The sequence below is a fragment of the Pseudoxanthomonas sp. 134C1 genome (genome assembly GCF_057773065.1).
Map to the genome: position 1 here is coordinate 226000 of NZ_JBYMTH010000002.1, position 19224 is coordinate 245223.

Sequence of the window (19224 nt, forward strand, 5' to 3'; positions counted from 1 at the left end):
AGGGAAGTCCGCAGGAACGCCGCGCCGTGGCGCGGCTCAGTAGGAGTGGCTGGCGTCGGGGAAGCTGCCGTCGCGCACCGCGTCGGCGTACGCGCGCACGGCGCCGGCGACCGAACCGCCCTCGGCAAGGAAGTCCTTGACGAACTTCGGCCGGCGGTGGCCGGTGTCCAACCCGAGGAAGTCATGCAGCACCAGTACCTGGCCGTCGCAACCGGGGCCGGCGCCGATGCCGATGGTCGGGATCGCGATGTCGGCGGTGATGGCGGCGGCGAGGGGCGATGGCACGCATTCCAGCACCAGCAGCGAGGCGCCGGCATCGGCCACGGCGCGGGCATCGGCGCGCAGGCGCGCGGCGGCGGCCTCGTCACGGCCCTGCACCTTGTAGCCACCGAACTTGAGCACCGACTGCGGTGTCAGGCCCAGGTGCGCGCACACCGGAATGTCGCGTTCGGTGAGGAAGCGGATGACCTCCAGCTTGTGGCCCGCGCCTTCCAGCTTGACCATCTCCGCGCCCGCCTGCAGCAGCGCGATCGACGCATCCAGCGCGCGCTCGGGCGTGGCGTCGGACTGGAACGGCAGATCGCTGATCAACAGTGCCCGGTTCAGCCCGCGCGCGACCGCGGCGGTGTGGTAGACGACATCGGCGGTGTTCACCGGCAGGGTCGAATCATGTCCCTGCACCACCATGCCGAGCGAATCACCGACCAGGATCAGGTCGGCGCCATTGGCGTCGAAGACCCGGGCGAACCCGGCGTCGTAGGCGGTCAGCATGACCAGCTTGCGTCCGTCCCGCTTGGCATCGGCCAGCGCGGGAACGGTCCAGGGCTTGCTATCGGCGTGTGTGCTCATGGGGATGCATTATCCCCTCATAACGGCTGGATGTTCGACCTTTCCAGGCCGGACGCTGCATCCCGCGCGTAGCCGTACCCCGGAATCCAGGCATCCGGCGCCACTTCCAGCAGCGGCACCAGCGCGAAGGCCCGTTCGTGCAGGCGCGGATGCGGCAATTGCAGCCCGGGCACGTCGAGCACCCGATCCCCGTACAACAGCAGGTCCAGATCCAGGCGGCGTGGTCCCCAGCGTTGCTCGCGGCTGCGATCGCGCCCGAACTCGCGCTCGATCGCCAGCAGTTGCTCCAGCAATGCAAGCGGTTCCAGTCCGGTACGCAGCATGGCCACCGCGTTGATGAAATCCGGTTGCGCTTCCAGTCCCCACGCCGGGGTGCGGTACAGGCGCGACAGCGCGAGGCACGCGGTCTCCGGCAGTTGTCCCAGCCGCGCCGCGGCGGCGCGCACGCTGGCCTGGGCGTCGCCCAGGTTCGCGCCCAGGCCCACGAAGGCCGTGGTTGGCGGATTCATTCCGGCGAAGCGGCGCCAGTGCGACGGCGACGGCGGCGGCGGCGGCCCTGCGGACCGCCTTCTTCCTCCGAGGCGCCGGAGGCGGAAGTGAGCGAACTGGCCAGGACCTCCGGCGACTGCGCCTGGGCCTCGCGCCAGAACGCCACGTCCTCGGCATGTTCGCTGGATGCGGAAAGCCGCAGGACCAGGAAATCGAACGCGGCGCGGAAGCGTGGGTGGCTCAGCAGGCGCATGACCCGCTTGCGCTGGCGGTTGCCGAACCGCGTCTGCAGCAACCAGATCTCCTGCATCGGCAGCGAGAAGCGGCGTGGCAAGGCAATGGTGTTGAGCTGGTGCAGGGTGACCCGGTCGGCGGCGCGGCGCTGGGCTTCCTCCGCGTGCACGCCCTGCGCCTGCAATGCCATCAGGGCGCGGCAGTACGCCGGCCACAGCAACAGCGCGAACAGGAAGGCCGGCGACACCGGTTCATCGTTGGCGACGCGCCGATCGGTCCCGGCCAGGCCCTCGACCAGCATGCGGCGCAATGCGCCGCTGCGGTTGGACGCCAGCGCCGCCGCGGTCTCCGGCAGCAGCACGCCGAGCAGGCCGAAGCGCTCCAGGCCTTCGAAGCTGGCCACCGCATGGCCCGACAGGAACAGCTTGAGGATTTCCTCGAACAGCCGCGCGGGCGCGGCATCCGACAACAGGGACGCCAGCCGCGCGATCGGTTCCGCGGTCGCCGCCTCGATCGAGAAATCGAGCTTGGCCGCCAGCCGCACCGCGCGCAGCATGCGCACCGGATCTTCGCGATAACGCTGTTCGGGATCGCCGATCAGCCGCAGCGTGCGCGCCTGCACGTCCTCGAACCCGCCCACGTAGTCACGCACCGAGAAATCCTCGATGGCGTAGTACAGCGCATTGGCGGTGAAGTCGCGGCGCACCGCGTCGTCCTCGACGGTGCCGTAGACGTTGTCGCGGACCAGCCGGCCGTTTTCCATTTCGCGATCGCCGCTGCCGTCGTCGCTGTTGGCGCGGAAGGTGGCGACCTCGATGATCTCGCTGCCGAACACGACGTGGGCCAGGCGGAAGCGGCGCCCGATCAGCCGGCAATTGCGGAACAACTGCTTGACCTGCTCCGGGGTGGCGTCGGTGGCGACGTCGAAATCCTTGGGGTGCCCGCCGACCAGCAGGTCGCGCACGGCCCCGCCGACCAGGTAACCGGCGAAGCCCGCGTCACGCAGCCGGTACAGCACGCGCAGGGCATTGGGACTGATGTCCCTGCGCGAGATCGGGTGCTGGTCGCGGGGGATGATGCGCAGGGTGGTATTCGGGGTAATGGTGGCGGTTCCGTCAGGTTGTCTCGTGCCCCCGGCAGGCGATTGCCGAATGCCGGGGTAGCCGCATATACTAATGCGCTTCGCCGGCATCACCCAAACGCTCCCTTCGTCTAGTGGTTAGGACGTGGCCCTCTCAAGGCTAAAACAGGGGTTCGAGTCCCCTAGGGAGCGCCATTCCGGCTGAACATGGTACGGCCCCACGGGGTCCGCAGTCTCCGGGGCCGGCATTTCCGCCGGCATCCCTTCCCCGCCGACTTACGCCATGCCGCTGTGCCGCAGCAGCGCATCGATGCGTGGCTCGCGCCCGCGAAATGCGCGGAAATTCTCCGCCGCGCCCCGGCTTCCCCCGCGCGCCAGCACTTCGCGGCGGAAGCGGGCACCGGTCTCGGCCAGTCGTGCCGGCGCCTCCTCGAACGCCGCGTAGGCATCCGCGCTCAGCACCTCGGCCCATTTGTAGCTGTAATAACCGGCCGCGTAGCCGCCGGCGAAGATATGGCTGAACTGGTGCGGGAAACGGTTCCAGGCCGGCGGCCGGTTCACCGCGATCTCGTCGCGCACCTGCTCCAGCAGTGCGAGCACGCCGTCACCCGCGGGATCGAAGCCGCCGGCATGCAGCAGCATGTCGAACAGGCCGAACTCCAGTTGCCGCACGGTCGCCATGCCGCTCTGGAAGTTCTTCGCCGCCAGCATGCGCTCGAACAGATCGCGCGGCAGCGGTGCGCCGGTGTCCACGTGCGCCGTCATCGCCTGCACGCGCTCCCATTCCCAGCAGAAGTTCTCCATGAACTGGCTGGGCAGTTCCACCGCATCCCATTCCACCCCGTTGATGCCGGCCACCGCCAGTTCGCCGACCTGGGTCAGCAACTGGTGCAGGCCATGGCCCATTTCATGGAACAGCGTGGTGACTTCATTGTGGCTGAAGGTTGCCGGCTTGCCATCGGCGCCGCGACCGAAATTGCAGACCAGGTACACCAGCGGCGTCTGCGCGCCCTGCTCCGCTCCGCGCTCGCGGCGATTGCGGCCATCGTCCATCCAGGCGCCGCCGCGCTTGCCTTCGCGCGCGTAGAGATCGAGGTAGAACTGGCCGACCAGTTGGCCTTTCTCGTTGCTCAGCCGGTAGAAGCGCACGTCCGGGTGCCAGACCGGTGCCTGATCCGGTTCGACCCGCAGGCCGTACAGTGCATGGATCAGATCGAACAGGCCAGCCAGCACCTTCGGCTCGGTGAAGTACTGCTTCACTTCCTGCCCGGAATAGCTGTAGCGCGCCTGCTTGAGCTTCTCGCTTGCCCAGGCCAGATCCCAGGCCTCCAGGCCGTCCAGGCCGTCCAGGCCGAGTTCGTCGCGCGCGAACGCCTCCAGTTCCGCGCGGTCGCGCCGCGCATGCGGCAATGCCCGGCCGCCCAGGTCGCGCAGGAAGGCCAGCACGGCCCGCGGGCTGTCGGCCATCTTGGTCGCCACCGAATAATCGGCGTAGCTGTCGAACCCGAGCAGACTCGCCAGTTCGCTACGCAGGGCGAGGATGCGCCCGATCAGCGGACTGTTGTCCAGGCCGGTGTCGTCCCCCAGTTCGGAAGCCCGCACCGCGCTGGCGCGATAGAGCTGTTCGCGCAGCGCACGATCCTCGGCGTAGGTCTGCACCGGCAGGTAGCACGGCATCTGCAGGGTCAGTTTCCAGCCGGCGCGCCCATCCTTCCCGGCCTGCGCGCGGGCGGCGGCCAGCACGTCCGCCGGCAGGCCGGCGAGACGGGACGGTTCCTCTACGAACAGCGCCCAGGCATCGGTGGCATCCAGGACGTTGTTGGAGAACTTCGCCGACAGCGCCGACAACTCTTCGCGGATGGCGGTGAAGCGGGCCTTGCCGGCCTCGTCCAATTCCGCGCCGCCCAGGCGGAAATCGCGCAGCGCGTTCTCCAACGCCTTGCGTCGCGCATCGTCGTAGCCGGCGGCTTCCGGCGACTGCGACAACGCCTTGTACTGTGCGTACAAGGCCAGGTTCTGCCCCAGGGCGCTGCCGAAGCGGGTGACCTTGGGCAGATTGGCGTTGTAGGCCTCGCGCAGTTCCGGCGTGTTGACCACCGCTTGCAGATGGGTGACCTGGCCCCAGGCCCGGGACAGCCGCTCGGTGGCGTCATCCAGCGGCGCCACGAAATTCTCCCAGGTCACCGGCGCGGTCGTCTCCGCCTGCTTCACCGCCGCGTCCGCCTCGGCCAGCAGTTGGTCGATGGCGGAGGAAATCTGCTCGGGGCGGATCTCGTCGAAACGCGGCAGGCCGGAAAAATCGAGCAGCGGAAGGGTCACGTCGGAACTCCTGGAATCAGGCGAGGGAAAGGCGGGTTCGCCCTTTCCACAGTGGAGGCGGCGGCCGCGGATGCAAGCGGACATCCGCGTCGGCACGGTGCCGTTCAGGCCATGGCCTGCGCCGCCCAGGGCAGATCCGGCAAGCGTTCGCCCGCGCTCGCGGCGGCGATCGCCGCATCGCTGTCGCTCACATCGATGCCGTTGTCCGCATACCACGACGCTTCGTAATAGCTGTGCGCATAGCGTTCGCCCGCATCGCACAGGATGGTGACGATGGAACCGGCGCGCCCGGCCTGCTTCATCCGCTGTGCCGCCCACAGCACGCCGACGAAGTTGGTCCCGGTGGAACCGCCGACGCGCCGCCCCAGGCGGGCGCTGACTTCGCGCATCGCCGCCAGCGACAGCGCATCCGGCACCTTGACCATCGCGTCCACGCAACTGGGAAGGAAGCTGGCTTCCACGCGGGGACGGCCGATGCCCTCGATGCGCGAGCCGCCGGTGCTGGTCAGTTCGCGCCACGGCCGGCCGGCCAGCGCTTCCCGGTAGCCGTCGTAGAACATCGAGATTTCCGGATCCACGCACAGGATGTCGGTGCCGTGCTGGCGATAGCGCACGTAGCGGCCCAGGGTGGCGGCGGTGCCGCCGGTGCCTGGGCTGCAGACGATCCACGACGGCACCGGATGAGGCTCGGCCGCCATCTGCTTGAAGATCGATTCGGCGATGTTGTTGTTGGCGCGCCAATCGGTCGCGCGCTCGGCGTAGGTGAACTGATCCATGAAATGCCCGCCGGTCTCGCGCGCCAACTGGCGCGAGGCATCGTCCAGATCGCAGGCGCGCTCGATCAGGTGGCAGCGCCCGCCCTGGAACTCGATCGCGGCGATTTTCTCCGGCGAGGTGCTGGCCGGAATCACCGCGATGAACGGCAAGCCGAGCAGGCGGGCGAAGTAGGCCTCCGAAACCGCGGTGGATCCACTGGATGCCTCGATCACCGGCGCGCCTTCGCGCAACCAGCCATTGGCCAGCGCATACAGGAACAGCGAGCGCGCCAACCGATGCTTGAGGCTGCCGGTGGGATGGCTGGACTCGTCCTTGAAATAGAAGTCGATGTCCGGATAACCCGGCAGCGACAGCGGAATCAGGTGGGTATCGGCCGATCGATTGAAGTCGGCCTCGATTCTGCGGATGGACGCGGCCACCCAGTGACGGTGCGACATGGAACGGAATGTCCGGATGGAAACGATCGCCCGGCATTATCCCACTCCCCGCCCGCGGATGTTCCCGGGCGGCCACGCCACCCGGAACAACCCGCTCAGATCCTGGGCAGGTCGAACACCAGCACTTCCGCGCTGCGGCCGGCGCCCACGGTGATCAGCGGCTCGCCTTCGTACAGCAGGGCGTCGCCGGCCGCCAGCGCATGGCCGTTGACGGTCACCTCGCCACGGGCCACGTGCACGTAGCCCAGCCGGCCCCCGGCCAGGCGCAGTTCGGCCTTCTCGTCACCATCGAACAGACCGGCATAGACGCGCGCATCCTGGTGGATGCCCACCGATCCATCGGCGCTGTCCGGGCTGGCGATCAGGCGCAGGTGTCCCTGTTTTTCCCCGGCGGAAAACGCCTTCTGCTCGTAGGACGGTGCGACACCCTGCCGATCCGGGATGATCCAGATCTGCAGGAAATGGGTGGTGCCGGACTCGCTGTGGTTGAACTCGGAGTGCTGCACGCCGGTGCCGGCGCTCATCCGCTGCACGTCGCCGGGCACGATGCTGGAGGCGTTGCCCATCGAATCCTTGTGGCCGAGCGCGCCCTCCAGCACGTAGCTGATGATCTCCATGTCGCGATGGCCGTGCTGGCCGAACCCGCGCCCGGCTTCCACCCGATCCTCGTTGATGACCCGCAGCGGGCCCCAGTGCACGTGGTTGTCGTCGTAGTAGCCGGCGAAGGAGAAGCTGTGCCAGGAATCCAGCCAGCCATGGTTGGCGTGGCCGCGCTCGGTGGCCGGACGCAGGGTGATCATCGGGGAACCTCCACGGGAAACGTTGGCGAAAGGATGCGGTTCCGCGCGGTCAGGATAAACAGGTGGCCGGCCAATGGGTTGTTCCAATTTCGGGACAATATTTAAAAAAACCACGGATTTTCTCAACAACGCAACGAATCGGTTGCCGGATTCACTGCGGCGCAAGCCGGGCCGCCGACCACCCCGGGAGGCAATCGGCCGTGTTCCGCGTACGCCGCATGGCCCCGGCACGACGCGAACCACAATCAATGTCATCCCGATGTGCGCGTTGCTTTAAACTTGTCGGGTTTCCGTTTCGATGCTCTGCCAATGCCCTTCGTCGTCACCGAGAATTGCATCAAATGCAAGTACACCGATTGCGTGGAAGTCTGCCCGGTGGATTGCTTCCACGAAGGCCCGAACTTCCTGGTGATCGATCCCGATGAGTGCATCGACTGCACCCTGTGCGAACCGGAATGCCCGATCAATGCGATCTATCCGGAAGACGATGTCCCAGCCGGCCAGGAAAACTACGTGCAGTTGAATGCGGAGCTGGCGAAATCCTGGCCGGTGATCACCACCCGCAAGGATCCGCTGCCCGATGCCAAGGAATGGGAAGGCAAACCCGGCAAGCTGCCGCTGCTGGAACGCTGATACCCGCCTTTTTCGCGTGGATGTGGCATCGGATTCCTGTCGTCCGCTTCCACATCGCGCGCTTCGGCCGGCCCGCCGTCGAACACATCCCGCACGAATGGCGGGGACAGGCAAAAAGAAAAAGGCGCCCTGGGGCGCCTTTTTCGTTGCCGCGGCCCGGAAGCTCAGTTGCCGAGCTTGGCCTTCAGTGCGGCGATCAGCTTGGTGGCTGCTTCGCCCTGCGCCGGCAGGCCGCGCGGATCCACCGCGGACACGTAAGCGCCTGCCTGCAGGCCGACCACGCGCACGAGGAAGTTGCTGCCTTCGTAGTTCACGTCGTAGGTGCCCAGCAGCTGGGCGCGGCTGGCGACGGTCACGCCTTCGATGCCGCCCAGCGCGTCGCCGACCTTGGTGAAGACTTCATCGCGGCTGCCGGCGGTGTTGAAACCGGTGTTGGAGGCCGCCGCCGGGGCGCTGCCCTGGCCCTGCGCCTGCACCTGCGAAGCGGTGGTCGGGAGATTCATCGCGCCGGCGGTGCTGGGCAGATTGAGATCCGGCGGGACTTCCAGCGGACGCATTTCCGGGCTCAGCGCGTAGTCGCCCTTGGCGCCCTTCTTGCTGAACCACTTGCAGCCCGACAGGCCGCCGGCCACGGAAACGGCCAGCAGCGCGAAGGCGAGCGGACGCATGAGCGAAGGCGAAAAACGCATGGTGTTCTCCTGGGTTCAGGCCGCGATCGTATCGCGGCTGGATTGTTCTTCGAGTCGACGGACCAGTCCGGCCAGTCGATCCGCGGTGTCCTGGTGAGGGGTGGACAGCGACAGCAGGGGCAGCCGCAGCCCGGCGCCGATGTCCTGGCGCTGCAGCAGCGCCTTGATCGGGATGGGATTGGATTCCACCCCGAGGAAGCCGTAGACCTCGCCCAGCTCCGCGTCCAGCGCGGCGACCGCCGCGGCGTCCCCGGCACGGGCGCGATCGCAGAGGCGGCGGAAGGTACGGGGCAATGCGTTGGAACCGACCGAGATGAGTCCGTCGGCGCCCGCCAGCATGGCCCGGCCGGCGGTCGGATCGTCGCCGCTGAGGACGGCGAAACCGTCATTGCGCAGCGCCAGCAGCGCGGTCATCCGCTCCGGTTCGGAACGGGCTTCCTTGATGCCGACGATGTGCGGATGCGGCGCGAGTTCGGCGACGGTCTCCGGCAGCATGTCGCAACCGGTGCGGCCCGGCACGTTGTACAGGACCACCGGCAGGCCGCCCTGCTCGGCCACCGCGCGGTAGTGCGCGATCAGGCCTGCCTGGGTCGGCCGCACGTAAGGCGGGGTGACCACCAGCGCGTATTCGGCGCCGGCCGCCTGCGCGCGGCGGGTCTGGGCAATGGTCTTGGCGGTGTTCATCTGGCCGGTGCCGGCCAGCACCGGAATGCGGTCACCGAGGGTTTCCACCGCGATCCGCAGCAACCGCTCGTATTCCTCGTCGGACAGCGCCGCCGCCTCGCCGGTCGAACCGGCGACGACCACGCCCTGCGTGCCGCCGTCGAGCTGCTGTTTGAGCAGCCGGCGCCAGGCGTCGAGGTCGAGTTCGCCAGCGGCCGTGAACGGCGTGGCCAGTGCGGTGATGCTGCCGGAAAGGGACAAGCGTATGCCTTCTTGAACGTCTCGTTGAACAGGGCTGCGCGGCGTCCGCGCACCCTGCGATGTTACTTGCGGCGTGAAAGCGCGGGCAAGTATGCTGGATCCCGTACCGGGCGCCAGCCCGGGGTGCCATTCAGACTCGCCGCCTTGCCGGAAGCCGCTTTGACCGATCCCACGCCCCGGCCTTCGCCGAACGAAAACCACCTCCTGATCAACGCCTATACGACGCATCCGGAGTCCCCGCTGTTGGCGGTGACGCGCCGGATCGCGGACAGCGGATGCAATCTGGTGGACGCCCGCCTGTCCACGGTGGGCCGGGACGTGTCGGTGACGGCCCTGGCGACCGGTTCGTGGGACTCGGTCGCCAAGCTGGAGGCGATGATGACCCGGCTGGAGCGCGAAGAGGGCCTGAAACTGGTCTGGTACCGCACCGGCCCCAAGGTCGTGCAGTCCAACCTGCTGCCGTACATCGTGGAAGTGGTCGCCGCCGACAAGCCGGGCATCCTGTTCCAGCTCGCCGACTTCTTCGATCGCCAGGGCATCACCATCGAGAACCTGCAGAGCACCCGCTACCGCGCCATGCAGACCGGGGCGGAAATGTTTTCCGCGCAGGTGACCATCGGGGTGCCGGCCAACATGCATATCGCCGCGCTGCGCGACGATTTCCTCGAATTCTGCGACCATCTGAACCTGGACGCGATCATGGATCCGATGAAGTTCTGACGATGACGGCGATCAGCACCGGCAAGGCCCTGCCCAAGGCAACCCTCAAGCTGCCGCTGGCGCTGTCCGGCGGCGAACACGCCACCCTCGCCGACTACGCCGGCCAATGGCTGGTGCTGTATTTCTATCCGAAGGACAGCACGCCCGGCTGCACCACCGAGGGCCTGGACTTCAACGCGCTGCTGGCGAAGTTCAAGAAGTTGGACGCCACGGTACTGGGCGTGTCGCGCGATTCGGTCAAGTCGCACGACAACTTCTGCGCCAAGCAGGGCTTCAAGTTTCCCCTGGTCAGCGATGCCGACGAGAAGCTGTGCCAGGCCTTCGACGTGATCCACGAGAAGAACATGTACGGACGCAAGGTGCTCGGCGTGGTCCGCAGCACCTTCCTGGTTTCACCTGACGGCCGCCTCGCCCAGGAATGGCGCGGCGTCAAGGTTCCCGGCCACGCCCAGGCCGTGCTGGACGCACTGAAGGCGCTCCAAACCCAGTGATCGAACGGTTCTCCACCTTCTCCACCATCCCGTGTCGCGGCGGGCGTGGTGGTTCGCTGCTGTGCGCTTTCCGCGACGCGTGTTCACACATACCATCCTCCACGAGGCTGCCTGAATGACCCGAAGCAAGCGCATCTATGTGCTGGACACCAACGTGCTGATGCACGATCCCACCGCGCTGTTCAAATTCGAAGAACACGACGTGTTTCTGCCGATGCAGGTGATCGAGGAACTCGACAACGCCAAGAAGGGCACTTCCGAAGTCAGCCGCAACGCCCGCCAGGTCAGCCGCTTTCTCAATGAACTGATCGTGGGCGCCGGCGCCGACCACATCCAGGCCGGCATCACCCTGACCCACCCGCAGGGCCTGCAGCTGAAGTCGCGCGGACAGATCGGCAAGCTGTATTTCCAGGTCAAGCCGGTGGATCCGGGCCGCACCTTCGGCACCGTGGCACCGGACAACAAGATCCTGGCGGCGGTGCTGGAACTGCGCGAGGAACATCCGGAAGTCCCGGTCATCCTGGTGTCCAAGGACATCAACCTGCGCATCAAGGCTTCGATCAGCGGGCTGGCCGCCGAGGATTACGAGAATGATCGCGCGCTGGATGATTTCAGCCTGCTGTACACCGGCGCCACCGAGCTGGGCGAGGATTTCTGGCACAAGCACAACACCGATCTGCGCAGTTGGAGCGACAAGGGCCGTACCAGCTACGAGATCACCCTGGCCGACGACGAGGACTGGTACCCCAACCAGTACCTGTACCTGCCCGGCGAGGACGAGGTCGAACTGCGCGTGGTCAAGGTCGGCGCGGATCGCAAGGCCACGCTCACCATCGTCGATGATTTCCGCCATGGCCAGCACGCGGTGTGGGGCATCACCGCGCGCAACCGCGAGCAGAACTTCGCGCTCAACGCGCTGATGGATCCGGAAATCGATTTCGTCACCCTGCTCGGCACCGCCGGCACCGGCAAGACCCTGCTGGCGCTGGCCGCCGGCCTGGCGCAGACGATGGACCAGCAGCGCTACCGCGAGATCATCATGACCCGCGCCACCGTCAGCGTCGGCGAGGACATAGGCTTCCTGCCCGGCACGGAAGAGGAAAAGATGACGCCATGGATGGGCGCGCTGACCGACAACCTGGAAGTGCTCACCCACAACCAGGAAGGCGGCGCCTGGGGCCGCGCGGCGACCAACGACCTGCTCGCGAGCCGGATCAAGATCCGTTCGATGAACTTCATGCGCGGCCGCACCTTCCTGAGCCGCTACCTGATCCTCGACGAGGCCCAGAACCTGACGCCCAAGCAAATGAAGACGCTGATCACGCGCGCGGGCCCCGGCACCAAGATCGTCTGCCTGGGCAACGTCGAACAGATCGATACGCCCTACCTCACCGAAACCACCTCCGGCCTCACCTACGCAGTGGATCGGTTCAAGGTCTGGGCGCACAGCGCGCACATCACCCTGCGTCGCGGCGAACGCTCGCGACTGGCGGACTACGCGTCGGAAGTGCTGTAACCCGTGGCACACGGATGGCGGCGCCGGCCAACGCCGGCGCCGCCGGGCGTGCGCGGGCCTGATCGCATAGACTTGCCCACTGGTTCGGCGAATCCGTCCTGCACATGGGCATGCAACTTCCGCGCTGGGTCTGGATCGGCGCGATAGCGCTGGCTTGCGTGGCCGGCATGGTCAACGTCATCGGCTTCCTGGGATTCGAGCACCAGGCCATCAGCCATCTCACCGGCACCACCAGCCTGCTCGGCGCGGCGCTGGCGGCGGGTGACGGCCGCGCGATCGCGCATCTGTGGGGCGTGCTGATCGCCTTCTGCCTCGGCGCCACCATGAGCGGCCTGATCATCCAGGATCAGACCCTGCAGCTCGGCCGCCGCTACGGCGTGGTGCTGACGGTGGAGGCGCTGCTGCTGGCGGCATCGGTACCGCTGTTCCAGCAACAGCAGATCTGGGGCGGGCTGCTGGCCGCGACGGCATGCGGCCTGCAGAACGCGATGGTCACCACCTACAGTGGCGCGCTGGTCCGCACCACCCACCTGAGCGGCATGTTCACCGACCTGGGTATCGGCCTGGGCCACCTGATCCGCGGCCGGCCGCTGCCGATGCGCCGGCTCACCCTGAGCGGGCTGATCATCAGCGGCTTCCTGATCGGCGGCGTGATCGGCGCCTGGCTGTTCCGGCGCTGGAGCTACGAAGCGCTGTTCGCGCCGGCCCTGCTGACCGGCATGACCGGACTGGGTTACGTGATCTACCGGCACTGGCGCCTGCACCGGATGCCGCGCTGATCGCGGGCCGCCGCGTGGGCGGAATGGCACAATGTCGACCATGACGCTTCCTTCCGTGGTCTCCGCGCTCACCATCGCCGGTTCCGATTCCGGCGGTGGTGCCGGCATCCAGGCCGACCTCAAGACGTTCGCCGCCCATCGCGTGCATGGCCTGTCCGCGATCGCCGCCCTCACCGCCCAGCACACCCGCGGCGTGACCGCGGTGAACGTGCCGCCGATGGATTTCCTGCGCGCGCAACTGGATGCCTGCTTCGACGACTTCGACGTGCGGGTTGCCAAGCTGGGCATGCTCGCCACCGACGAAGTGATCGGCACGGTCGCCGGGGCCCTGCATGCGCGTGCGCCGGCATTCGTGGTGGTGGACCCGGTGATGGTCGCGACCAGCGGCGCCAAGCTGCTGGAGGACAGCGCGCTGCAGGCGCTGCGCGCTCGGCTGCTCCCGCTTGCCAGCGTGGTCACGCCCAACCTGCCCGAGGCCGAGCTGCTGCTCGGCAGGGGCATCGCCAATCGGGAGGACATGCATGCGGCGGCGCTCGCGCTGCGTGATCTCGGGGCGCAGGCGGTCTTCCTGAAAGGCGGGCACCTGCCCGACACCGGCGAGGTCACCGATCTGTTCGCCGATGCGGGCGGCGTGCGCGGCATTTCCCACCCGCGCCTGTCGCTGGAAGCACACGGCACCGGCTGCACCCTGGCCTCGGCGATCGCCGCCAACCTGTGCCGTGGCATGCCGCTGGCCGATGCCTGTTTCGCCGCCTCCGACTATGTGCACACGGCGCTGAAACACGGCTACCGTCCCGGCCGAAGCGCCATCGTCGTCCTGGACCACTTCGGAGCGTCGCCCGACCGATGAACATCCATGCCCTCGAACTGCCGGTGCAAGGCGCCGATGGCCATGCCTGGATCCTGGCCGCGCGCGTACCGGAGCACCCCAGGGCGCATCTGTTGTGGTTGCCGGCGCTGGGCGTGGCCGCGCGCCACTACCTGCCGTTCGCCGAGGCGCTGGCGGCCCGCGGCGTCGCGGTTTACCTGCATGAGTGGCGTGGCAACGGCAGCAGCAGCCTGCGCCCGGATCGCAGGCAGGATTGGGGATATCGCGAACTGCTGGCCGCGGATCTGCCTGCCAGCCAGGCGGCCATGCGCGCCCACGGCGGCGATGGCATTTCGGTCATCGGTGGACACAGCCTGGGTGGACAACTGGCGGCCTGCTACCTGGGCCTGCACGCACGGGATTTCGAGCGGCTGTGGCTGGTTGCGAGCGGTACGCCCTACTGGAAGACCTTCGCTCCGCCACGCGGCTGGCTGTTGCCGTGGTTCTACCAGTTCGCGATCTGGATCGCGCGCCGACGCGGCACGTTCCCGGGCCGACGGCTGGGCTTCGGTGGCGAGGAGGCGCGTGGCCTGATCGGTGACTGGGCCGCCGTGGGCCTGAGTGGCCACTACGCCGCCGCCGGGCTGGAAGCGGATCTGGAGACGGGCATGGCCGGCGCTTCCCCGGCCATCCGCGGGGTGCTGTTCGACCACGACTGGCTGGCGCCGCAGGCCTCGCTGGCCGGCCTGCTGGCCAAGTTCCCGCGGGCACGCAAGCATGTGGTCCGGCTGGACGCGCGCGCGCTCGGCGCCCGCGCGGATCATTTCGCCTGGATGAAACAACCGGAGGCGGTCGCCGCCGCGCTGCCCGGGCCGGACGGCGACTGAGCCTCAGCCGACCACGATGCAGTCGCGCCCCTTGCGCTTGGCCTGATAGAGGCCGCGATCGGCGGCATCGATCCAGTCGCTCACCGTCGCCATCGACGGGCTGATTTCGGCCAGGCCGATGCTGACCGTGCAGCGCAGGCCGTCGCGGGTGAAGGCATACGCCGCCACCTGCCGGCGCAGGCGTTCGGCCGCGACAATGGCGTCTTCCCATTGGGTGTCCGGCATGACGATGCCGAATTCGTCGCCGCCATAGCGCCCACCGGTGTCGGCATCGCGCAGGCAGGCTTTCATCAGGCGGGCGAATTCCTCCACCACGCTGTCGCCGATGGTGTGGCCGCGGGTGTCGTTGATCTGCTTGAAGTGGTCGATGTCGATCAGCACCAGCACCGACGGCCGGCGCGAACGCTGGTAGCGGTTCAACTCGACCGCTACCGCGTACAGCCACTGCTGGCGGTTCATCAGGCCGGTGGCGGCATCGAAGCGCGCCATCTTCTCCAGCAGATCCTTGTGCTGCTGGGCCTTGCGCGAAATCGCATGGGTGGCGAAGCCGATCGCCATCGGATAGATCGCCAGGAACGGCAGACACGCCAGGACCACCCGATAACTGGTCAATGGTTCGAAGGCGAATCCCCAGGCGGCGCTGGCGGCCAGGCAGGTGAGCGCCATCGCGCCGAGCGTGCGGGCGCCGAACCGCGGTCCACCGATGATGATCTTGTCCATCGTGAGCATCACCGCCAGCAGGAGGCTCGGCAATGCATCGAAGCGCATGGCGGCCACCCAGAATCCGCCCATGGCGGCGTCCAGGGTCAGGTTGCGGTACTCGTCGTTGATCGGATCGCGGCTGCGGCGCACCCGCCAGTAGGCCAGGTGCGGCCAGACCAGGCCGTTGAAGAGCAACAGCAGCCAGGGCGCGATGCCATCCCCGTGCTCATAGAGAACGGCACCGACGCAGATCGTGCCCAGCCCCAGCCCGAGAACCCGCATCCGATAGGTGCGGAAGCCGAACCGGCTGCGGGTCTGCTCGTCGATGCGGTTTACGCGTTCCAGTGGCAAGACAAGCAGTCGGTGGCTCCGTCCGGCGGATTCTCCGCGAACCGGCCGGCAGCGTCCAGCGGTTCGCTCGTGGCCGGCGAATCCCTCGGGGCCAACCGGTGGCTCAGGCCGCTTCGTAACCCCGGGGATTCATCGCCTGCCAGCGCCAGGCGTCCTCGCACATCGCATCGATGCCACGCTCGGCGCTCCAGCCCAGCAGTTCCCGTGCCAGGCGCGGGTCGGCATAGACCTCGGCGACGTCTCCGGTCCGGCGTTCGACGATGTCGTAAGGGATGGCCTGGCCGGAAGCGCGCGCGAACGCCGCCACCAGTTCCAGCACGCTGGCGCCCTGCCCGGTGCCCAGGTTGATGGTCAGGCTGCGATCCGCGCGCACCAGGTAGTCGATGGCGTCGGCATGCGCGCGGGCCAGGTCGACCACATGGATGTAGTCGCGCACACCGGTGCCGTCGCGGGTCGGGTAGTCGCCGCCGAAGATCCGCAGGCGCTCGCGGCGTCCGACCGCCACCTGGCAGATGTAGGGCATCAGGTTGTTGGGGGTGCCGGACGGATCCTCTCCGATCAGGCCGGAGGCATGTGCGCCGACCGGATTGAAATAGCGCAGGTTGGCGGCCCGGAACGCCGGATCCGACTGGCACAGATCGCCGATCAGATCCTCCATGACCAGCTTGGTCCGCCCATAGGGATTGGTCACGCTCAGGGGCGCGTCCTCGCGCACCGGTACCTGCGCGGGGTCGCCATACACCGTGGCCGAGGAACTGAAGACCAGCCGGCGCACGCCGGCGCCGCGCATCGCCTGCAGCAGGTGGATGGTGCCGCCGATGTTGTTCTCGAAGTAGTCCAGCGGGCGCTCGCAGGATTCGCCCACCGCCTTCAGCGCCGCGAAATGGATCACCGCGTCATAGGCATGGGCGTCGAACAGCGCGTGAGTGGCGGCACGATCCCGCAGATCGAGGGTGTGGCACACCGGCGCCTGGCCGGTGATCCGTTCCAGCCGGCCCAGTACCCGGGGCGAGCTGTTGGAGAAATTGTCGGCGATATGCACGTGATGGCCACGCGCCGCCAGTTCCACGCAGGTATGAGCGCCGATGTAGCCGGCGCCGCCGCAAAGCAGGATCCGCATTCCTCGTTCCCGATGTTGGTTCGTCCGCGGACACGGCCGCATGCTGGCCGCACCCGTCTGATGATACGCGGTGTCCGGGCCGGACAGGCCAACTTCCACCCGGATCCCCCCGGCGTGTCCTCTCCGCGATGGTTTGCGCGTTTCCCGGCGTACACACCCGCTAGACTTCCAGCGGTGCGCATGTCCACCACAGGGGAACGACGCTTGATGAATGCCTCACTGCCCGCGCTCGACCAGGTCAAGATCGCCGTCATCGGCCTTGGCTACGTCGGCCTTCCGCTCGCCACGGCCTTCGGGCGCCGCTTTCCCACGCTGGGGTTCGACATCAACGGCAAGCGCGTGCAGGAACTGCGCCGCCACCACGACCACACGCTGGAAGTGTCGGAGGCCGAGCTCAAGGAAGCCGCCCAGCTCGACTTCAGCGACGATCCCGAGGCGCTGAAGGGCTGCAACGTCTTCATCATCACCGTCCCCACCCCGATCGACGAGTACAAGCGTCCCGACCTGCGCCCGCTGGAATCGGCCAGCCGCACCGTCGGCCGCGCGATCGGACCAGGTGGCGTCGCCATCTACGAATCCACCGTCTACCCCGGCGCGACCGAGGAAGTCTGCGTGCCGATCATCGCGCGCGAGTCCGGGCTGGTGTTCAACGACGACTTCTATGCCGGCTACAGTCCCGAGCGCATCAATCCGGGCGACAAGCAGCACCGCCTGGAAACCATCACCAAGGTGACCTCCGGCTCCACCCCCGAGGTGGCCGACTTCGTCGATGCGCTGTACGGCGCGATCGTCACCGCCGGCACCCACAAGGCCTCCAGCATCCGCGTGGCCGAGGCGGCCAAGGTCATCGAGAACACCCAGCGCGACGTCAACATCGCCCTGATCAACGAACTGGCGCTGATCTTCCACCGCCTGGGCATCGACACCCATGAAGTGCTCGAAGCCGCCGGCACCAAGTGGAACTTCCTGCCGTTCCGGCCCGGCCTGGTCGGCGGCCACTGCATCGGCGTGGATCCCTACTACCTGACCCACAAGGCGCAGCAGATCGGCTACCACCCTGACGTGATCCTGGCCGGCCGTCGCATCAACGACGGCATGGGCGGGCACGTGGCCCAGCGCGTGGCCAAGCTGATGGGCCAGCGCGGGCTGCAAACCACCCAGTCCAACGTGCTGATCCTGGGCCTGGCGTTCAAGGAAAACTGCCCGGACCTGCGCAACACCCGGGTGGTGGACATCGTCGCCGAACTGCGCAGCTACAACGCCAACGTGCACATCCATGACCCGTGGGTGAGCCCGACCGAGGCGCACGAGGAATACGGCCTGGATCTGATCGCGGAACCTGAACCGGGCAAGTACGACGCGGTGATCCTGGCGGTCTCGCACCGCGAATTCATCGCCCTGGGGGTGGACGGCATCCGCGGCTTCGGCAAGCCCGGCGCGGTACTATTCGACGTCAAGCGCGCCCTGCCGCGCGCGGCGGTCGACGACAGCCTCTAGACACGGCTCCGCCTACCGTCGGTCCTTCCCTCACATCGTCCAAGGCCCTTCATGCGCGTACTCGTCACCGGCGCCGCCGGCTTCATCGGCTATCACCTGAGCGAGCGCCTGCTGGCGCGGGGCGACGAGGTGCTCGGCTACGACAACCTCAATCCGTACTACGACCCGCGCCTGAAACAGGCGCGCCTGGACCGCCTGCTGCCGCAACCGGGCTTCCGGTTCGTGAACGCCGCGCTGGAGGACCGCACCGCGCTGGAACAGGCCTTCGACGGCTTCCGTCCGCAGCGGGTGGTCAACCTGGCCGCGCAGGCCGGCGTGCGCTATTCGCTGGAGAATCCGCACGCCTACATCGACAGCAACATCACCGGCTTCATCAACATCCTGGAAGCCTGCCGCCACCGCCGGATCGAGCACCTGGTGTACGCCTCGTCCAGTTCGGTCTACGGCGCCAACCGCAAGCTGCCGTTCGCGGTCGAGGACAGCGTGGACCATCCGGTCAGCCTGTACGCGGCCAGCAAGAAGGCCAACGAACTGATGGCCCACACCTACAGCCACCTGTTCGATCTGCCCACCACCGGCCTGCGCTTCTTCACCGTCTACGGTCCCTGGGGCCGGCCGGACATGGCGCTGTTCCTGTTCACCCGCAGGATCCTGGCCGGCGAGCCGATCGACGTGTTCAACCACGGCCGCCATACCCGCGACTTCACCTACATCGACGACATCGTCGAGGGCGTGATCCGGACCCTGGACCGCGTGCCCGGCCCGGATCCGGACTACGACCCGCTCCAGCCCAGCCCGGCCACCTCCAGCGCGCCCTACCGGGTCTACAACATCGGCAACCACCAGCCGGTCGAGCTGTTGCGGTACATCGAGGTGCTGGAGGATTGCCTGGGCCGCAAGGCCGAGCGCAACCTGCTGCCGCTGCAGCCCGGTGACGTGCCGGACACCTACGCCGACGTGGCCGCGCTGAGCCGGGACACCGGCTACGCGCCCTCCACGCCGATCGAGACCGGCGTGCGCCGTTTCGTCGACTGGTATCGGGATTTCTACCGGGTCTGAGCCCTTCCGCTTGGCCGGTTTCGGCCGTCCGCCGCGTTTTCCCGGGTAATCCACACCACAGG

Annotated in this window: 19 protein-coding genes and 1 tRNA gene; 10 read left to right on the forward strand and 10 right to left on the reverse strand. The window is 67.6% G+C overall.

What is annotated here, in order from left to right; genetic code table 11:
* Window positions 1-36: 36 nt before the first annotated feature.
* The 3 genes from panB to pcnB are packed head-to-tail and all read right to left on the reverse strand — an operon-like array spanning window position 37 to window position 2764.
* Entirely contained in the window at window positions 37-849 is an 813-nt protein-coding gene (panB, locus tag AC3DEZ_RS04910) for a 3-methyl-2-oxobutanoate hydroxymethyltransferase (RefSeq protein WP_488387229.1), read from the reverse strand.
* A gap of 17 nt (window positions 850-866) precedes the next feature.
* Window positions 867-1358, reverse strand: coding sequence for a 2-amino-4-hydroxy-6-hydroxymethyldihydropteridine diphosphokinase (gene folK, locus AC3DEZ_RS04915; RefSeq protein WP_488387230.1), 492 nt, complete (start codon window positions 1356-1358; stop codon window positions 867-869).
* Window positions 1355-2764, reverse strand: a complete 1410-nt coding sequence (pcnB, locus tag AC3DEZ_RS04920; RefSeq protein ID WP_488387231.1) for a polynucleotide adenylyltransferase PcnB — start codon at window positions 2762-2764, stop codon at window positions 1355-1357. Before pcnB ends, folK begins: the two co-directional genes overlap by 4 nt.
* Window positions 2765-2773: 9 nt before the next feature.
* On the opposite strand from pcnB, the gene AC3DEZ_RS04925 reads away from it, so the two are divergent.
* A tRNA-Glu gene (locus tag AC3DEZ_RS04925) sits at window positions 2774-2848 on the forward strand.
* Between the two features lie 81 nt (window positions 2849-2929).
* On the opposite strand, the gene AC3DEZ_RS04930 is transcribed toward AC3DEZ_RS04925, so the two are convergent.
* The 3 genes from AC3DEZ_RS04930 to AC3DEZ_RS04940 all read right to left on the reverse strand — a co-directional run bounded on the left by AC3DEZ_RS04930 (window position 2930) and on the right by AC3DEZ_RS04940 (window position 6986).
* Window positions 2930-4972, reverse strand: coding sequence for a M3 family metallopeptidase (locus AC3DEZ_RS04930; protein WP_488387232.1), 2043 nt, complete (start codon window positions 4970-4972; stop codon window positions 2930-2932).
* Between the two features lie 104 nt (window positions 4973-5076).
* On the reverse strand, window positions 5077-6186 hold the full coding sequence (locus AC3DEZ_RS04935) for a PLP-dependent cysteine synthase family protein (RefSeq protein ID WP_488387233.1): 1110 nt from the start codon (window positions 6184-6186) through the stop codon (window positions 5077-5079).
* Window positions 6187-6281: 95 nt separating this feature from the next.
* Window positions 6282-6986 (reverse strand): pirin family protein, encoded by a 705-nt coding sequence (locus AC3DEZ_RS04940; RefSeq protein WP_488387234.1) that lies wholly within the window; start codon window positions 6984-6986, stop codon window positions 6282-6284.
* A gap of 309 nt (window positions 6987-7295) precedes the next feature.
* Between AC3DEZ_RS04940 and fdxA the strand changes: the two genes are divergently transcribed.
* Window positions 7296-7619, forward strand: a complete 324-nt coding sequence (gene fdxA / locus AC3DEZ_RS04945; RefSeq protein ID WP_447101705.1) for a ferredoxin FdxA — start codon at window positions 7296-7298, stop codon at window positions 7617-7619.
* A 164-nt stretch (window positions 7620-7783) separates the two neighbouring features.
* On the opposite strand, the gene AC3DEZ_RS04950 is transcribed toward fdxA, so the two are convergent.
* Complete coding sequence (locus tag AC3DEZ_RS04950) at window positions 7784-8308, reverse strand: hypothetical protein (protein WP_447101704.1); 525 nt, start codon at window positions 8306-8308, stop codon at window positions 7784-7786.
* Between the two features lie 15 nt (window positions 8309-8323).
* Window positions 8324-9232 (reverse strand): 4-hydroxy-tetrahydrodipicolinate synthase, encoded by a 909-nt coding sequence (gene dapA, locus AC3DEZ_RS04955; RefSeq protein WP_488387235.1) that lies wholly within the window; start codon window positions 9230-9232, stop codon window positions 8324-8326.
* A gap of 159 nt (window positions 9233-9391) precedes the next feature.
* Here dapA and AC3DEZ_RS04960 point away from each other — a divergent pair, with 159 nt between their 5' ends.
* From AC3DEZ_RS04960 to AC3DEZ_RS04985, 6 genes are all read left to right on the forward strand, one after another.
* Window positions 9392-9952: a glycine cleavage system transcriptional repressor gene (locus AC3DEZ_RS04960; RefSeq protein WP_141453362.1), complete on the forward strand. Its 561-nt coding sequence runs from the start codon at window positions 9392-9394 to the stop codon at window positions 9950-9952.
* A gap of 2 nt (window positions 9953-9954) precedes the next feature.
* Window positions 9955-10443, forward strand: a complete 489-nt coding sequence (locus AC3DEZ_RS04965) for a peroxiredoxin (RefSeq protein ID WP_488387236.1) — start codon at window positions 9955-9957, stop codon at window positions 10441-10443.
* Window positions 10444-10558: 115 nt separating this feature from the next.
* Window positions 10559-11959 (forward strand): PhoH family protein, encoded by a 1401-nt coding sequence (locus AC3DEZ_RS04970; RefSeq protein WP_488387237.1) that lies wholly within the window; start codon window positions 10559-10561, stop codon window positions 11957-11959.
* 104 nt (window positions 11960-12063) lie between these two features.
* Window positions 12064-12738, forward strand: a complete 675-nt coding sequence (locus tag AC3DEZ_RS04975) for a YoaK family protein (RefSeq protein ID WP_488387238.1) — start codon at window positions 12064-12066, stop codon at window positions 12736-12738.
* A gap of 40 nt (window positions 12739-12778) precedes the next feature.
* Window positions 12779-13588, forward strand: a complete 810-nt coding sequence (gene thiD / locus AC3DEZ_RS04980; protein WP_488387239.1) for a bifunctional hydroxymethylpyrimidine kinase/phosphomethylpyrimidine kinase — start codon at window positions 12779-12781, stop codon at window positions 13586-13588.
* Window positions 13585-14433 (forward strand): alpha/beta hydrolase family protein, encoded by an 849-nt coding sequence (locus AC3DEZ_RS04985; protein ID WP_488387240.1) that lies wholly within the window; start codon window positions 13585-13587, stop codon window positions 14431-14433. Before thiD ends, AC3DEZ_RS04985 begins: the two co-directional genes overlap by 4 nt.
* A 3-nt stretch (window positions 14434-14436) precedes the next feature.
* Here AC3DEZ_RS04985 and AC3DEZ_RS04990 read toward each other — a convergent pair whose 3' ends face one another.
* Window positions 14437-15486 carry a diguanylate cyclase gene (locus AC3DEZ_RS04990; protein ID WP_488387241.1) on the reverse strand — a complete coding sequence of 350 codons (1050 nt, stop codon included), beginning with the start codon at window positions 15484-15486 and terminating at the stop codon, window positions 14437-14439.
* 103 nt (window positions 15487-15589) lie between these two features.
* Entirely contained in the window at window positions 15590-16606 is a 1017-nt protein-coding gene (gene galE / locus AC3DEZ_RS04995) for a UDP-glucose 4-epimerase GalE (RefSeq protein ID WP_488387242.1), read from the reverse strand.
* Window positions 16607-16813: 207 nt separating this feature from the next.
* Between galE and AC3DEZ_RS05000 the strand changes: the two genes are divergently transcribed.
* A complete protein-coding gene (locus AC3DEZ_RS05000; protein ID WP_488387243.1) occupies window positions 16814-18103 on the forward strand; it encodes a nucleotide sugar dehydrogenase in 1290 nt (429 codons plus the stop codon).
* 51 nt (window positions 18104-18154) lie between these two features.
* Entirely contained in the window at window positions 18155-19162 is a 1008-nt protein-coding gene (locus AC3DEZ_RS05005) for an NAD-dependent epimerase (protein ID WP_488387244.1), read from the forward strand.
* Window positions 19163-19224 lie beyond the last annotated feature (62 nt).

Bases quoted from the DNA above. Each gene is read 5' to 3' on its own strand.
- pcnB (WP_488387231.1), bottom strand. From the start codon at position 2,764: ATGCCGGCGAAGCGCATTAGTATATGCGGCTACCCCGGCATTCGGCAA.
- AC3DEZ_RS04965 (WP_488387236.1), top strand. From the start codon at position 9,955: ATGACGGCGATCAGCACCGGCAAGGCCCTGCCCAAGGCAACCCTCAAG.
- folK (WP_488387230.1), bottom strand. From the start codon at position 1,358: ATGAATCCGCCAACCACGGCCTTCGTGGGCCTGGGCGCGAACCTGGGC.
- AC3DEZ_RS04940 (WP_488387234.1), bottom strand. From the start codon at position 6,986: ATGATCACCCTGCGTCCGGCCACCGAGCGCGGCCACGCCAACCATGGC.
- galE (WP_488387242.1), bottom strand. From the start codon at position 16,606: ATGCGGATCCTGCTTTGCGGCGGCGCCGGCTACATCGGCGCTCATACC.
- AC3DEZ_RS05005 (WP_488387244.1), top strand. From the start codon at position 18,155: ATGCGCGTACTCGTCACCGGCGCCGCCGGCTTCATCGGCTATCACCTG.
- thiD (WP_488387239.1), top strand. From the start codon at position 12,779: ATGACGCTTCCTTCCGTGGTCTCCGCGCTCACCATCGCCGGTTCCGAT.
- AC3DEZ_RS04950 (WP_447101704.1), bottom strand. From the start codon at position 8,308: ATGCGTTTTTCGCCTTCGCTCATGCGTCCGCTCGCCTTCGCGCTGCTG.
- AC3DEZ_RS05000 (WP_488387243.1), top strand. From the start codon at position 16,814: ATGAATGCCTCACTGCCCGCGCTCGACCAGGTCAAGATCGCCGTCATC.
- panB (WP_488387229.1), bottom strand. From the start codon at position 849: ATGAGCACACACGCCGATAGCAAGCCCTGGACCGTTCCCGCGCTGGCC.
- AC3DEZ_RS04975 (WP_488387238.1), top strand. From the start codon at position 12,064: ATGGGCATGCAACTTCCGCGCTGGGTCTGGATCGGCGCGATAGCGCTG.
- AC3DEZ_RS04970 (WP_488387237.1), top strand. From the start codon at position 10,559: ATGACCCGAAGCAAGCGCATCTATGTGCTGGACACCAACGTGCTGATG.
- fdxA (WP_447101705.1), top strand. From the start codon at position 7,296: ATGCCCTTCGTCGTCACCGAGAATTGCATCAAATGCAAGTACACCGAT.
- AC3DEZ_RS04985 (WP_488387240.1), top strand. From the start codon at position 13,585: ATGAACATCCATGCCCTCGAACTGCCGGTGCAAGGCGCCGATGGCCAT.
- AC3DEZ_RS04935 (WP_488387233.1), bottom strand. From the start codon at position 6,186: ATGTCGCACCGTCACTGGGTGGCCGCGTCCATCCGCAGAATCGAGGCC.